The sequence below is a fragment of the Rhodococcus sp. PvP016 genome (genome assembly GCF_017832185.1).
Lineage (GTDB): Bacteria > Actinomycetota > Actinomycetes > Mycobacteriales > Mycobacteriaceae > Rhodococcoides.
The window spans coordinates 4,270,417-4,284,665 of the sequence record NZ_JAFIBH010000001.1 but is presented as its reverse complement, the minus strand read 5'-3'; the positions used below and the strand labels follow the sequence as shown (position 1 = coordinate 4,284,665).

General features: G+C 67.9%; 14 protein-coding genes. 5 read left to right on the top strand and 9 right to left on the bottom strand.

What is annotated here, in order from left to right:
* Nucleotides 1-11 precede the first annotated feature (11 nt).
* Together JOE30_RS20030 and gabT are read right to left on the bottom strand one after the other, a co-directional pair.
* Nucleotides 12-1,466, bottom strand: coding sequence for an NAD-dependent succinate-semialdehyde dehydrogenase (locus JOE30_RS20030; RefSeq protein WP_204868719.1), 1,455 nt, complete (start codon nt 1,464-1,466; stop codon nt 12-14).
* Nucleotides 1,463-2,809, bottom strand: coding sequence for a 4-aminobutyrate--2-oxoglutarate transaminase (gabT, locus tag JOE30_RS20025; protein ID WP_204868718.1), 1,347 nt, complete (start codon nt 2,807-2,809; stop codon nt 1,463-1,465). Before gabT ends, JOE30_RS20030 begins: the two co-directional genes overlap by 4 nt.
* 372 nt (nt 2,810-3,181) lie before the next feature.
* On the opposite strand from gabT, the gene JOE30_RS20020 reads away from it, so the two are divergent.
* The 3 genes from JOE30_RS20020 to JOE30_RS20010 all read left to right on the top strand — a co-directional run bounded on the left by JOE30_RS20020 (nt 3,182) and on the right by JOE30_RS20010 (nt 5,875).
* Complete coding sequence (locus JOE30_RS20020; RefSeq protein WP_204868717.1) at nt 3,182-4,702, top strand: PucR family transcriptional regulator; 1,521 nt, start codon at nt 3,182-3,184, stop codon at nt 4,700-4,702.
* A 181-nt stretch (nt 4,703-4,883) separates the two neighbouring features.
* Complete coding sequence (locus tag JOE30_RS20015; RefSeq protein WP_204868716.1) at nt 4,884-5,357, top strand: OsmC family protein; 474 nt, start codon at nt 4,884-4,886, stop codon at nt 5,355-5,357.
* A 134-nt stretch (nt 5,358-5,491) separates the two neighbouring features.
* Entirely contained in the window at nt 5,492-5,875 is a 384-nt protein-coding gene (locus JOE30_RS20010) for an SRPBCC family protein (RefSeq protein ID WP_204868715.1), read from the top strand.
* A gap of 19 nt (nt 5,876-5,894) precedes the next feature.
* Here the strand turns inward: JOE30_RS20010 and JOE30_RS20005 are convergent, their stop codons facing one another.
* On the bottom strand, nt 5,895-6,605 hold the full coding sequence (locus tag JOE30_RS20005) for an alpha/beta fold hydrolase (protein WP_204868714.1): 711 nt from the start codon (nt 6,603-6,605) through the stop codon (nt 5,895-5,897).
* A gap of 161 nt (nt 6,606-6,766) precedes the next feature.
* Between JOE30_RS20005 and JOE30_RS20000 the strand changes: the two genes are divergently transcribed.
* Entirely contained in the window at nt 6,767-6,973 is a 207-nt protein-coding gene (locus JOE30_RS20000; protein ID WP_204868713.1) for a hypothetical protein, read from the top strand.
* 122 nt (nt 6,974-7,095) lie between these two features.
* On the opposite strand, the gene JOE30_RS19995 is transcribed toward JOE30_RS20000, so the two are convergent.
* Genes JOE30_RS19995 through JOE30_RS19985 form a run of 3 tightly spaced genes read right to left on the bottom strand, consistent with a single transcriptional unit; the run spans nt 7,096 to nt 11,092 of the window.
* Entirely contained in the window at nt 7,096-7,746 is a 651-nt protein-coding gene (locus JOE30_RS19995) for a DedA family protein (RefSeq protein WP_204868712.1), read from the bottom strand.
* Nucleotides 7,747-7,766: 20 nt separating this feature from the next.
* Complete coding sequence (locus JOE30_RS19990; RefSeq protein WP_204868711.1) at nt 7,767-10,040, bottom strand: excinuclease ABC subunit UvrA; 2,274 nt, start codon at nt 10,038-10,040, stop codon at nt 7,767-7,769.
* Between the two features lie 32 nt (nt 10,041-10,072).
* The gene (locus tag JOE30_RS19985) at nt 10,073-11,092 is read right to left on the bottom strand and encodes a GTP pyrophosphokinase family protein (protein ID WP_204868710.1); all 1,020 of its coding nucleotides are present in this window, start codon (nt 11,090-11,092) and stop codon (nt 10,073-10,075) included.
* Between the two features lie 87 nt (nt 11,093-11,179).
* On the opposite strand from JOE30_RS19985, the gene JOE30_RS19980 reads away from it, so the two are divergent.
* Nucleotides 11,180-11,608 (top strand): hypothetical protein, encoded by a 429-nt coding sequence (locus tag JOE30_RS19980; protein WP_204870585.1) that lies wholly within the window; start codon nt 11,180-11,182, stop codon nt 11,606-11,608.
* On the opposite strand, the gene JOE30_RS19975 is transcribed toward JOE30_RS19980, so the two are convergent.
* The 3 genes from JOE30_RS19975 to JOE30_RS19965 all read right to left on the bottom strand — a co-directional run bounded on the left by JOE30_RS19975 (nt 11,605) and on the right by JOE30_RS19965 (nt 14,175).
* Nucleotides 11,605-12,966, bottom strand: a complete 1,362-nt coding sequence (locus tag JOE30_RS19975; RefSeq protein WP_204868709.1) for a dicarboxylate/amino acid:cation symporter — start codon at nt 12,964-12,966, stop codon at nt 11,605-11,607. The genes JOE30_RS19980 and JOE30_RS19975 overlap by 4 nt on opposite strands.
* 187 nt (nt 12,967-13,153) lie before the next feature.
* Nucleotides 13,154-13,465 (bottom strand): AzlD domain-containing protein, encoded by a 312-nt coding sequence (locus JOE30_RS19970; RefSeq protein ID WP_204868708.1) that lies wholly within the window; start codon nt 13,463-13,465, stop codon nt 13,154-13,156.
* Complete coding sequence (locus JOE30_RS19965) at nt 13,462-14,175, bottom strand: AzlC family ABC transporter permease (protein ID WP_204868707.1); 714 nt, start codon at nt 14,173-14,175, stop codon at nt 13,462-13,464. Before JOE30_RS19965 ends, JOE30_RS19970 begins: the two co-directional genes overlap by 4 nt.
* Between the last annotated feature and the right edge of the window lie 74 nt (nt 14,176-14,249).

Genomic DNA, 14,249 nt, shown 5'->3' with positions numbered 1-14,249 from the left:
TGGAACCGGAACTACTGGAAAGCCACGTATTTCGTGTCGAGGTACTCGTCGATGCCCTCGGTGCCACCCTCACTGCCGAGACCGGACTGCTTGACTCCGCCGAACGGGGCCGCGACATCGGACACGACACCCCGGTTCACGCCCACCATGCCGCTCGCGATCTTGTCCGAGACGCGCAGTGCCCGGTCGAGATCGCGGGTGTAGATGTACGCGGCGAGGCCGTACTCGGTGTCGTTGGCGGCATCGACGGCGTCCTGCTCGGCCACGAAACTCGTGATGGCCGCAACGGGTCCGAAGATCTCCTCGCGCACGATGCGTGCGGACGCCGGAACCTCGTCGAGCACGGTGGGTTCGAAGAACCAGCCCGGGCCGTCGATGACGTGACCACCCGTGCGCACCCGGGCCCCGGCGGCGACCGCATCGTCGACGAGGGATCGGACGTTGTTGCGTTGCTTCTCGTTCACCAACGGCCCCACGTTCGTCCCGTCGCTCGAGCCGGGCCCGACGGTGAGCGCCGCGATCCGTGCGGTGAGCTTCTCCGTGAACTCCTCGCGGACGCTTTCGGCGACGATGAGCCGGTTGGCAGCCGTGCAGGCCTCTCCACCGTTGCGCATCTTCGCCGCCATGGCACCGTCGACGGCGGCATCGATGTCGGCATCGTCGAAGACCACGAACGGTGCGTTACCACCGAGTTCCATCGACGTACGCAGAACGTTGCGCGCCGACTGCTCGATGAGGATCTTGCCCACCCGAGTGGAACCCGTGAAGGTGACCTTGCGGAGTCGCTCGTCGGCGAGCAGGGGCTCGGTGACCGCGGGAGCGTTCGATGCGGGAAGTACCGACAGGACCCCGGCCGGCAGCCCGGCGCCCGCCATGATCTCGGCGAGCAGCAGCATCGTCAGCGGCGTGTCCTCGGCCGGCTTCACCAGCACCGTGCACCCGGCCGCCAGGGCGGGGCCGATCTTGCGGGTTCCCATGGCCAGCGGGAAGTTCCACGGAGTCACCGCGAGAACGGGACCCACCGGAACCTTCGTGACGAGGATGCGGCCCGCGCCGGACGGAGACTGCGTGTAGCGGCCCTGGATGCGCACCGCCTCCTCGCTGAACCAGCGGAGGAACTCGGCGCCGTACGTCACCTCGCCGCGGCTCTCGGGGAGGGCCTTGCCCATCTCGAGAGTCATGAGGAGCGCGAGATCCTCCGTGCGCTCGATCACCGCTTCCCACGCTGCGCGCAGGATCATCGACCGCGTCCGAGGTGCGGTCGTCGCCCACTCGTCCTGCACGGCGACGGCGCTGTCGAGCGCCCGCAGTGCGTCCTTCTCACCGGCATCGGCGACGCGGGCCAGGACGTCACCGGTGGCGGGATCGTGCACCGCGAACGTGCCGCCGTCCGCGGCGTCGACGAACGCGCCGTCGATCCACAGTCCGGTGGGGATGGACGCGAGCAGGGCAGCAGAGTCGGTCACTGTGCTGCCAGCGTTCGAACCGTGTTCTCCAGCACCGTCATCGCGTCGTCGAGAAGCTCGTCGCTGATCACGAGGGGAGGCAGCAACCGGATGACGTTGCCGTACGTCCCGCAGGTGAGCAGTACGACACCTTCCGCGAGAGCATGCGCCGCGATGGCCTTGGTGATGACGGGATCCGGGGTGTCGGTGCCTGGCTTGACGAGCTCGATGGCGAGCATCGCACCGCGTCCGCGGACGTCGCCGATCACGGAGGTCTCCTCGGCGAGGGCGCGCAGGCGAGGCACGGCGAGGGACTCGATGTGGCGGGCGCGTCCGGACAGGTCGAGAGCGGTCATGGTCTCGATGGCAGCGAGGGCAGCAGCGCAGGCCACCGGGTTGCCTCCGTACGTTCCGCCGAGCCCGCCCGCGTGGACGAGGTCGAGGAGATCTGCGCGTCCGGTGATGGCCGACAGCGGCATTCCGCCTGCCATACCCTTCGCCATCGTGATGATGTCGGGCACGATTCCCTCGTCGTCGCTCGCGAACCACGACCCGGTTCGACAGAACCCGGTCTGTACCTCGTCGGCGATGAACACGACGCCGTTCTTCCGCGCCCAGGTCTGCAGAGTCGGCAGGAATCCGGGTGCGGGAACGATGAAGCCGCCCTCGCCCTGGATGGGCTCGATGATGATGGCGGCCACCGCGTCGGCGCCGATCTGCTTCTCCATGCGGTCGATCGAGGCCAGTGCGGCCTGCTCACCTGTCAGCCCCGGCTGGTCGCGGTAGGGGTACGACATCGGCATCCGGTAGATCTCCGGTGCGAAGGGCCCGAAGTTCGCCTTGTACGGCATGGTCTTCGCCGTCAGCGCCATCGTCAGGTTCGTCCTGCCGTGGTACGCGTGATCGAAGGCCACGACGGCGTCGCGGCCGGTCGCCAGTCGCGCCACCTTGATCGCGTTCTCGACGGCTTCTGCGCCCGAATTGAACAGAACGCTGCGCTTCTCGTGGTCACCCGGGGTCAGCTGGGCGAGCTTCTCCGCGACGGCGATGTAGCCCTCGTACGGAGTCACCATGAAGCAGGTGTGCGTGAAGTGGCCGACCTGCTCCCGGACTGCCTCCACGACAGCGGGATCGGAGGCACCGACACTGGTGACGGCGATGCCGGCGCCGAGGTCGACCATCGAGTTGCCGTCCACGTCGACGATCACGCCGCCGTCTGCATCGGCCGCGTAGACGGGGACGCTGGAGCCGACGCCGGCCGCGACCGAGGCGCGCCGGCGGGCGGTGAGCTCCTGCGACCGGGGACCGGGGAGCTCGGTGACCAGTGCCCGCTTCTGCGGGAGGCGGTACGTGATGTCGTTCATGGGTTCCTTCGATGCGGTGAGTCGGTACGGCAGGTAGGTCGTGAGAGCCCTCGAGAAGATCGAGCGGCATCGGCCCCGGAGGAGACGGGAGTGACACCGACGATCTCCCCGGCGACCGGGTTGTTCACTTCGAGAGTTCGGGTGGCGAGCTGGCGACGAACTCGCCGTCGATGTTTGTGCGGAGCATGTCGTGCGACACGAAGTACCTCTCCGTCGAGGCGGCCGGGTGGTTCGATCAGTGTGCGCCTGACACGCCGGAACGGGCAGCGGACAAAAGGATGATTCCCGGGTGCTCGAGCACTCCGATTTGTCCACGGCGCCCACAGGGTGTTCTGTTGCAGCGGGAGCTCACCGCGTGGAGAGGGGTACATCGTGACCGTGTCGGTCCGCTGGGTTCTGGCCCAGAAGTCGCTCGCGCTCGAACTTCACGCCGGCGCGAACGGCCTGGACCGCGAGGTGTCGTTCGTTCACACCACCGAACTGTCGGAGCCATTCCGGTGGTTGTCCGGCGGCGAACTGCTGCTCACCACCGGACTCCGGCTGCCGGTCACGACGCGTGAACGCATGACCTATCTGGAAGGCCTCCACGACGCGGGGGTGGCCGCGGTGGGATTCGGCACGGGCCTCTCGTTCGCGGAGGTGCCGTCCGACTTCGTCGAGGCCGCGGACCGATTGGGTCTGCCCGTCCTGGAGATCCCTTTGCCCACACCGTTCGCGGCGGTGGTCACGCTGGTCATGAACAGGCTGGCCGAGCAGCAGTACGACGCCGTGGTCCGGGCGTCACGGGCGCAACCGCGGATGACCCGCGCCGTGGTCGCCGGGGGCGCCGCAGCGATCGTCCGCGAACTGTCGACGGCCACGTCGTCCGCCGTCGTGTTGCTCGACGACACCGGCAGGGTGCTCGAACAGCACCCACGCGGCGGCGGGTCCGGTGTGCTGGACGAGATCCGCACTCTCGCCGCCGAGCGCGGAACCGGGTCCAGCCGGGTCTCGAGGACCCCGGCGGGGATCTCGATCAGCGTGCAGCGCATCGCCATCGGCTCGGCCACGCACGGCCATGTGGCGGTGGTGGGGCCGGTGCTGGGGAACGTCGACCACATTCTCGTGGGCCACGCTGCGTCGCTGTTGGCGCTCGACTTCGAGAAGCCTGCGCGGGTGCAGTCGGCGCAGGACAAGCTCAACTCGGTGGCACTGAGCCTCGTGCTGTCCGATCTCGACGGCCTGGCACCGGTGTGGGCGCAGATCGATCTGGCCGCGGGGGCCGACGGCACCGTGCGCGCCGTGACCGTCGATGCCGACACGCCCTCGCGAGCCCAGCGTGTCGAGGGAGCGATGGCGACACACAGCGCCGCGGCGGGTCGTCAGCTGTTCGCTCGACGATGGTCGTCGCGGGTGACCCTCGTGGTGCGCGGAACGGACGATGCAGAGTTCGCGGCATCGACGATCGCCGGTCTGGACATCTCGGAACGTCGGCGGCTCCGGGTGGGACTCAGTGCGCCGCATCCCGTTCCGCAGCTCGCGCAGGCGGTGGAGGAGAGTCGGCTGGCGGCGTCGTCCGCCGCAGCCGGCGCCGATCCCGTGGAGTTCGGCTCGTTGGTGGGCGGCGTCCTGATGGCGCATGCCTCGACGCGCGAGGCCCTGGCGACCGTCGGTGAGGCGACCATCGCGCCCCTCGAGAAGTACGACGCCGCCAACGGAACCGACCTGGTGGCGTCTCTCCGTGCGTTCCTGGAGGCGAACGGCCACTGGGAGTCGGCAGCGTCCACTCTCGGGGTGCACCGACACACTCTGCGCAGCAGGGTCTCTCGCATCGAGGCAACGGTGTCGTGCTCCCTCGACGATGCTCGCGTGCGCGCCGAGCTGCTGCTCGCCCTCATCGCGCGCGGGACTTGACGCCGGCGGGGCTGCGGGGCGTACGAGATTCGCGTGTGGAGGCCGGGCACGCGCACCGCTGGACCGTCGGACACGTGCTCGCTGGCCGGTCAGCTCGGCGCGGTGCCGTGAGAGGACGGCCCGAGAATCTGGGTGATCGCAACCCTGGCCCGAGGGTGGGCGGTGCACGACCGTGGAGTCCATGACTTCCACCATTCGCACCTCCGTCGTTCCCTTCGTCGTGGAGGCGTCCGGTACCGGCGTCGCCCAGCACCTCGTCGTCGAGGGCACGGCAGGGCACGAGTTCGACGCCGACGCCTACCCGGCCTTCGGCGGCAAGGACGAGGCACCGAGCCCGCTGTTCTACGCACTCGGTGCGCTGACCTCGTGCAACCAGGTCACGGCCACTCTCGTCGCCAAGGATCTGGGCATCACGCTGGGGAAGTTCAGCTTCCGCGTGCAGGGTGACCTGGACACCACCGTCCTGGTGACGGGTGCCGAGGGCAACTCGAACTTCGACACCGTCACCGTCGAGGCGACCGTGGAGACCGACGCGACGGGTGACGCGTTCGGCCACTTCGTCTCGGAGGTCGAGCGTCGCTGCCCCGTGACGCAGCTGTTCGTGCGCAGCGGTGTGGGCTTCGTGAACACCTGGACGCGCGCCGACCTGGCCTGACGGGGCTCGCGAGCTTCCCCAGCGCCATGGCTTTCCCACCGCCGCGAGTACGTCGATAGTGTCGTCGGATCGTCGCGGATCACGACACTTCGGACGTACTCGCGGAGAGCCGGTGGCGTGGCTACGCTCGCGGGATGATCAGTCGACATGTGAGTGTGGTGATCGCGGCGCCGCCCGAGGCGGTGTACGACTACCTGGCCGATGTGGACAACCTGACCGCCTGGGCTGCCGGGCTCGCATCGGGCTTCACTCGCGACGGTGACGACCTGCTGGCCGAGTCACCCATGGGGACGGTCCGGGTGCGGTTCGTCCCGCGTAACGACTTCGGGGTGCTGGACCACGACGTGACGCTGCCCGCGGGCACCGTCGTCAACAACCCGCTGCGCGTGCTCGCTCACCCGGACGGCGCCGAGGTGGTGTTCACGGTCCGGCAACTGGGCATGACAGACGAGGAGTTCGAGCGGGACTGCGCCGCCGTCGCTGCCGACCTGGAATCCGTGCGCGCGGCCTTCGGCTGACCTCGCTCCGGCACATAGATCACCTGAGCACCTCGATGACAGCAGCGGGCTCGTCCGCCATCATCACGTGCCCGGCGTTCGGTATCTCGACGACTTCGACACCGGCCCGACGAAGCCGGCCGGACTGGGCGGGTTCTCCTGTCCTCGATCCGTACACCAGTGTTCGCGGCAGGTGGGACGCCAGCAGGATGTCGAGAACGGTCGTGTCCCGTGGCCCCACGCAGAGGCTGACAGCGCTGCGGTGAAGTGCGACCGGATCGGCCCGCCGCAGCGTCTCGGCCCACTCGGCGTCGGCCCGAGCGATGAGTGACGTCACCCCCTGTGTCGCGAAGTCCTCTTCCGACTGTCCCGCGATCTCGACACTCGCGTCGCCGTCGAAGGGGAGAAGGTTCGGCTCGAGGACGGTCAGTCGTCGTACGAGGTCGGGTCGTGCCCGCGACAGGACGATGGCGATGGATCCACCCATACTGTGTCCGACGACGTCGAGTCCGACGAGTCCGTGCTGATCGAGCATCCGGGCGACGGCGAGCGCGTGATCGTCCAGGGTGTAGCCGTCGGTCGGCACGTCGGCGCTGTTGCCGAAACCGAGCAGATCCGGGAGCAACCGCAGGCGGTCGTCCAGTCCCGCGGCCACGGTCCCGAAGGCAGCGACACCCGCCGACCCGAGACCGTGAAGGAACACGGTGGCTCGACGACGTTCGCCCGGCAACACCGCCGTGTGGAGGGTCATGACGCAGACGCTACCGGGTCTCGCTGATTCCGCGGAACGTCCGATTCGTCGTAAATGATGGTGCGGCCGGTGTTTTCAGCGCACTCTCAGGTCACGAGCCGTCGAGAAACGTACTGTCGACCGGGGTGCGCAGAGCGCGCATCGGTCGACAGGAGGACGTCATGGCAGGCATCGCCGACAAGTTCGACAAGGCATACGCGGACAAGTCCATCGAGGAACTGGCCGACGCGCCGGTCGCGGCTCTGAAGGGCGTCAGCGACGGCGACGCGGAGAAGTTGAAGGCCGCCTTCAACATCACCACGGTGCGCGATCTCGGCACCAACAAGTATTTCCTGTGGGCCCAGGCTGCGGCGACGCTCGCGCAGTAGGACCGTTCACACCCTCGCGAGTACGTCCGAACTGTCGTGATTGCGGGCCGCACAACGACAATATCGGCGTACTCGCGGGGGGTCGGGGGAGGCGGCGGTGCAGGGGCCGGTGCAGGGTGCGGTCAGGCGTCCGACCGCCGGCGTCGCCGGACGCGCTTGGTCACCAGCGCCACCACCGCCACCGCGATGAGCCCGATGACGACGTACTGGAACACCGAGGCGTAATCCTCGACGTAGTGCCAGTTCTCCCCGAGGAAGTAGCCCGCGAGCACGAAGATCGTGTTCCACAGGAGGCTGCCGAACGTCGTGTACAGGAGGAACTGCAGGACCGGCATCCCGGACACGCCTGCGGGAACCGAGATGCCGGATCGCACGAGCGGAATCATCCGGCCGAAGAACACAGCAGAGCGGCCGTGGCGCACGAACCACTCGTCGGCCTTGGTCAGATCGTCGGTGCTGACGAACGGCATCCTGTCCACGGCGGCGTACATCCGGTCGCGGCCCAGCTTCTTGCCCAGCCAGTAGAGGCCGAGAGCGCCGAGCACCGATCCGAGCGTGGTCCAGAACAGTGCGCTCGCGAGGGAGAAACCGCCCTGCGACGCGGTGAATCCCGCCAGCGGAAGGATGATCTCGCTGGGCAGCGGTGGGAAGAAGTTCTCGGCGGCCACGGCGATGCCGGCGCCCGGCCCGCCGATGCTCTCCATCAGGCTGACGGCCCAGCCTGCGATTCCACCCAGTTCCGTACTGGCGGCAGCGGTGACGGTGTCGCTCATGCCCGCACTTTACCGGGGGTTTACTCCGCCAGCGCTCGCGCGAGGTGGGTGCCGGTGTGCGTCCGGGCCAGAACCAGCTCGTCGACGGTGCCCGTGAACACCACCTCGCCGCCGTCGTGACCCCCGTCGGGACCGAGGTCCACGACCCAGTCGGCGGCCGCGACGACATCCATGTTGTGCTCGATCACGATGACCGATCGACCCTCGTCGACCATGCCGGACAGCAGTCCGACCAGGTTGTCCACGTCGGACGAGTGCAGTCCGGTGGTGGGCTCGTCGAGCACCAGGACCGGGGAGTTGCCCACCAGTTCCGTCGCGAGCTTGAGGCGTTGACGCTCGCCGCCGGACAGGGACGTCAGGTTCTGGCCCAGGGACAAGTAACCGAGACCGACATCACTGCACCGCCGGAGTACGTCGCGCACCTTCTTCACGGTGAAGAACTCGCGGGCCTCGTCGACGGACATGTCGAAGACGTCGGCGATCGAGACGCCGTCGACGGTGTGCTTGATCGCGCCGGAGCGGAAGCGTCGACCCTGGCAGGTCTCGCACGTACTCGACACCGGGTCGGTGAAGCCGAGATCGGTGAAGATCATGCCGGTGCCCTGACAGTCGGGGCAGGCTCCGTCCGAGTTCGGCGAGAACAGCGCTGCGGGCTGTCCCGTTCTCTTGGCGAAGTGTGCACGGATCGGATCGAGCAGTCCGGTGTAGGTGGCGGGGGAGGAGCGGCGCGAGCCCCGGATCGGAGCCTGGTCGATGACCACCGCGTCGGGCCGGACGTCGCGGAGGTGGCCGTGGATCAAACTCGACTTGCCCGAGCCCGCGACACCGGTGACGGCCACGAGAACGCCGAGCGGGATGTCCACCGACACGTTCTTCAGATTGTGGCTGTCGGCGTTCTCGATGCGCATCCACCCGTTCGGAGCGCGCGGGGTGCGCCGCGATCGACCGTCTCGACGCAGCGCCGTCCCGGTCCGCGTCTCGGACTGCCGCAGTTCGGACCAGGTGCCCTCGAAGACCACCGTGCCGCCGTGCTTTCCGGCGCCCGGGCCGATCTCGACGATGCGGTCGGCGATGGCCATCACCTCCGCGTCGTGTTCGACGACGAGCACGGTGTTCCCCTTGTCGCGCAACGCGATCAGCATGTCGTTCAGCCGGTGCACGTCGCGCGGGTGCAACCCCGTGGTGGGCTCGTCGAAGACGTACAGCATGTCGTTGAGGGTGGCGCCGAGGTGGCGCACCATCTTGATGCGCTGGGACTCGCCGCCCGACAGCGAGGACGTCGCACGATCGAGGCTCAGGTACCCGAGTCCGAGATCGACCAGTCGACGGAGCTGCGTCACCACCTCGCGGCGTGGACCGTCCAGGTCGCCGAGCACCCACGTGTCCATGATGTCGGCGAGGTCGGACACCTGCATCGCGAACGCGTCGGGGATCGAGAGCCCCTCGAGCGTCGCGGCGTGCACCGTCTCGTTGAGTCGAGTCCCCCTGCAGGAAGGGCACACTCCCCGCGTGACGATGCGGTCGTACGCCTCTTTGGACTTGCCCTTCAACGCGTCGGCATCCTTGGAGAGATAGCTGCGGCGAAAGCGGGAGAGCAGCCCCTCGTAGGTCTTGAACACGGCGTCCGGGTTGACCATCTCGACCTCGCCGGGCGACGCGTCGAAGAACAGGTGGCGCTCGCGCGGGGAGTACTGCTCGAGGGGAACGTCGAGATCGAACAGTCCCGAGTCCGCGTACAGCCGGTAGGGCCACTTGCCGGGCAGGAAGTCCGGGTGATTGACGGGGCCTTCGCGTAACGACTTCGATTGATCCACCAACTCGTCGATGTCGATGACCTTCGCCTCGCCCAACCCCTCGCACTCGGGACACATGCCGGCGGGATCGTTGAACGAGAACGCGTTGGCATAGCCGATGGACGGGGTGACTCCGCGCGACCACAGCATGCGGAGCCAGTCACCGATGTCGGTGATGGTGCCGACGGTGGAGCGAGGGCTGCCGAAGAGGCGCTTCTGGTCGACGATGACGACGGCCGACAGGTTCGTGATGAGGTCGGCGTCCGGCCGACCGTAGGACGGCAGGAAGGTCTGAGCGAACGCGCTGAACGTGGAGTTGATCTGCCGCTGCGCCTCCGCGGCGATCGTGTCGAACACGAGCGAGCTCTTGCCGGACCCCGATACGCCGGCGAACACGATGAGCGACCGTTTGGGGAGATCGATGTCGATGTCACGCAGGTTGTTCTCCCGCGCGCCGCGCACGGTGATGGTGGACAGAGCATCGTTCGGTGGCGTCGTCACGCCGTAGGGATACCAGACCGAGCGGACACCCGTCAGCCGGACTGGCCCTGCAACTTGCTCAGTCGGTAGCGCAGCTTGCCGGGGCGGTCCCGTTCGGTGGTGAGCGAGGAGGTGCGCGCGATGTGGGCCTCGCCGAAGCGGTCCAGCAGGAGGTCGTCCACCATGCGCACCTGACCGGGGCGGTACTGGTAGTCCATGGCCGCCGTCACGTACTCGACCCGTGCAGGGTCGAGTGCTTCCTCGAGCTCCGCGCCCGTGGTGATCCCGTTCGCGTTGACGAGTGTCAGCAGCCATTCGTAATGACCGCTCCGACTGGGGGTGTAATCGGGAAGGAGGTCGGTGACGATCGTGCGCAGCTGATCGGCCGTGAGCTGGAGGTCCATCCCGCGTGCGGCATCGGCCGCGCGGAGTTCCGCGATCTTCTCCTTGTGGTGCCGATCGGCCAGTTCGAACTGGGCGTCCGCGAGCTCGATCAGCCCTGCCGCGAGCGTGAACGCTCGGTCGATGGTGGGCGAACCCTGTGTGCGTGAGTTCTTGAACCGGATGTCGTGTTCGATCTCCGCCCAGGCATGCTGCAGCACGGTGCGGATCTGCACCTCGAAGCCGAGGCCGGTGAACTTCTCGCATCCCGCCGGGACGCGATCGCCGTCCGCACTGAGAATGAGGTGCCGTCCGGCGTAGCCGAACACGCCGGACTCCTGGGCGAGGGACGACTTGTCGATGGTCTTGAGCAGAACGAAGTGCTTCGAGATGGCGTCCGCGACGCGGTCGATGTCCGACGTCAGATACGTGATGACGCGGATGCCGACGAGGTCGGTGACCTCGGCGAGCGGATCGGTGAACTCGAGCGACCCGTCGGGACGCAACCGCGCGAACTTGCCGGCAGCAGACTCGACCGACTTGGTCCGGGCTTCCACGGCATCGACATCGATGTCGGCGTCGGACACGAACTTCTCCACCGCCGACGACAGGGCAGCCGTGGCCGCGATGAAGTGATCCCACCGCGCGCGGTACTCCTCGACGGAGTTGTGCATGGATGTCGTGCTGCGCATGGTGGGGATTCTGCCTCACCATGGTCCAATGCTCGCGTGACGCTCCGTAGCGGCCCCACCCGACCGGCCTCCGGCCTTCCCGCCCGCGTGGTCGACTGGGACACGACGCTCCTGATCCTGGTGTCGGCACTGATTCTGCTGGCCGCGTTGGTCCTCGGCGTCTGGAAGTTCCGCCAGATGGCGACGTCCGAGAACGGGCAGGCGCATCCGTACGTGGACATCGCCCACCGGGCGGCGTTGATGTACTCGTTCGCGACTCTGGTCCTGGTGCCGTTGGTGCACTTCGGTGCCTGGCCGACGTGGGTGAACCTGGTCGCGTCGGGGGCTGTGGTCTTCTTCTTCGTCGCCGCGATCGTCAGCTACGTGGTGCACGGGTTCCTGCGCGACACCGACAACCAGTTCGTCCGCCCGGTGCCGGGAACGCATGCCTTCATGTATGCGCTCGCGGCCACCGAGATCGGCGGACTACTGGTGTTGATCGTGGGCTTCGTGCGTGGCCCGCTGTTCGTGAGTTAGCGCGCGAGCTCCACGTCGTCGACGAACGGATCGCCGTTGCGCGGTGCGTCGAACCGCTCCTGATCGAGAATCCCTTCGCGCTTGGCGACGATGGCCGGGATCAACGCCTGGCCGGTGACGTTCACGGCTGTGCGACCCATGTCGACGATCGGCTCGACGGCGAGCAGCAGGCCGACACCGGCGAGCGGCAGGCCGAGCGTGGACAGCGTCAGGGTCAGCATGACCGTGGCACCGGTGGTGCCCGCCGTCGCCGCGGAACCGATCACGGAGACGACCACGATGAGCAGGTAGTCGGTGATCGTGAGGTCGACGCCGTAGAACTGGGCAACGAAGATCGCCGCGATGGCCGGGTAGATGGCCGCGCAGCCGTCCATCTTGGTGGTGGCACCCAGAGGCACCGCGAACGACGCGTACTCGCGGGGCACACCGAGATTGCGTTCGGTGACGCGCTGGGTGAGCGGCAGGGTGCCGATCGACGAGCGGGAGACGAAGCCGAGCTGCGTCGCGGGCCACACGCCGGAGTAGAAGTTGCGGATCGAGAGACCGTGCGCCCGAACGATGATGGGGTAGACGACGAAGAACACGATGGCCAGTCCGACGTACACCGACACCGTGAACACGCCCAGTGAACCGATCGCGTCCCAGCCGTACGTGGCGACGGCGTTGGCGATGAGCGCCGCCGTACCGATCGGGGCCAACCGGATGATCCACCACAGCACCTTCTGCACGATCGCGAGCAGAGAGGCGTTGAACGTCAGGAACGGCTCGGCAGCCTTGCCGACCTTCAGCGCGGCGATGCCGATGGCCGCCGCGACAACGAGCAGCTGCAGGATGTTGAAGTTCAGGGTGGTGCTCAGCGCACCCTCGGTCTCGCTGGTGCGGGCGCCGAGCGCGAGGAAGTTGTTGGGAACCAGGCCGGTGAGGAAGGACCACCACGAGCCGGAGCTCGCGGGCTCCTTCTCCAGTGCCGCGGACACGCCGGTGCGTGAACCGGGTTGCGCGACAAGCCCGATGATGATGCCGACGATCACGGCGATGAACGCTGTGATCGCGAACCAGAGCAGGGTCTGGCCTGCCAGGCGTGCCGCGTTGGTGACGGCGCGCAGGTTGGCGATGGAACTGACGATGGCCGTGAACACGAGGGGAACCACGGCGACGGTGAGCAGTTTGACGTAGCTCGATCCGATGGTCGACACCGTCTCGACGAGCCAGTTGGGGTTGCCGTCGGCGGCGTCGGGCATGGATCGGGCGACGAGGCCGATGACGACGCCGAGGATCAACCCGGCGACGATCTGGGGCCCGAACGACGTGAGCCAGTGCGGCAGTCGACGGGTGGGGGCAGCGCTGGGCGCGGACATGGTGGAGCCTTCCGAGAATGCGGGGCGGCCGAAGACACGACGGCCGAGAAAAGGATGCGGGGTGGACGACAGAGACCGGGAAATGCACGGTCTATCGACAGATGGCGCTGGCCTGCAGGCGAAGGTCGACGTAGCGACGCGAGGTCAGGAGCAAGGGCACTCGGACGATGCTACGCCCGTGCTCGGGTCAGCTGACGCCGAGCCAGCGCAGGCCCGCGGTGACCGCTGCTGCAGCGACGACCACGAGTACGAAAGGCGCTCTGCGCCAAGCGAGGACAGCGGCGACGAGGACCCCGGCGGGGAGTGCGAGGCCGGCGTCACGGGGAAACGCCGAGGTCGCGACAAGGGCGACGAACACCACGGCGACCGCGGTGGTCATCGACTTCTCGGCCGACACGGACAGTTCCCGGCGCCCGCGCAGCGCGATCCCGATCAGGCGGAGCGCGAACGTGCCGACCGCGAGTGCGGCGACACCCGCGAGAATGGCCGCAGTGCTCACGAGGCGTCGTTCCTGTGCACATGTCGGAGCACGAACGGCATGACGGCGATCAGAGCGAACACCACGGAAACGCCGGCGGGCACCACGACGCCCGCGGCGACGGCGACCACGGCGCCGACGCCCGCGGCGATGCGCGTCACACGATCGCGTAGGGAGGGCATCACGAGGGCGAGCAGGACGGCGGGGAAGGCGGCGTCGAGTCCGAGCGACTCCGCGCTCTCCACGCCGGCGCCGAGGCCCACACCAGCCAGCACGCCCAGATTCCACGCGAGGAAGAGGAACGCGCCGCAGAACCAGAACGAGAGGGTCCGGCCTCGCCTGGTGGTCGAGGCCATCGAGAAGGCGACCGACTCGTCGGTGACCAGATGGGCCCCGAGCAGTCGTGCGGCGGGTCGGTCACCGAGCAGAGGGGCGACCGAGAAGCTGAGCGGAAGCAGTCTGCCGTTGATGAGGAGCGCGCTCGACACCGCGGCCAGAACGCTGCCCCCGGCGGTCAGTACCCCGACGAACACGAACTGTGAGGCGCCCGCGAACACGGCGACCGACAGCAGGCAGGGGAGCCACCACGGCAGGTCGGACGCGACGGCGATCGCACCGAGCGAGGCACCGACCAGGGCGTCGGCCAGGCACACCACGGCGATGTCCCGCACCGCCACGTCGGGGTCGTCCCGGAGCGCGGGCCACAGGGGTGTTCGCCATATCGAACGCATGGTGCTCATAGTGAACGGCCACGGTACCGTTCGTCAAGGCGAACGAGCGGAGTGTGTGGTGAACATTGTGGCAT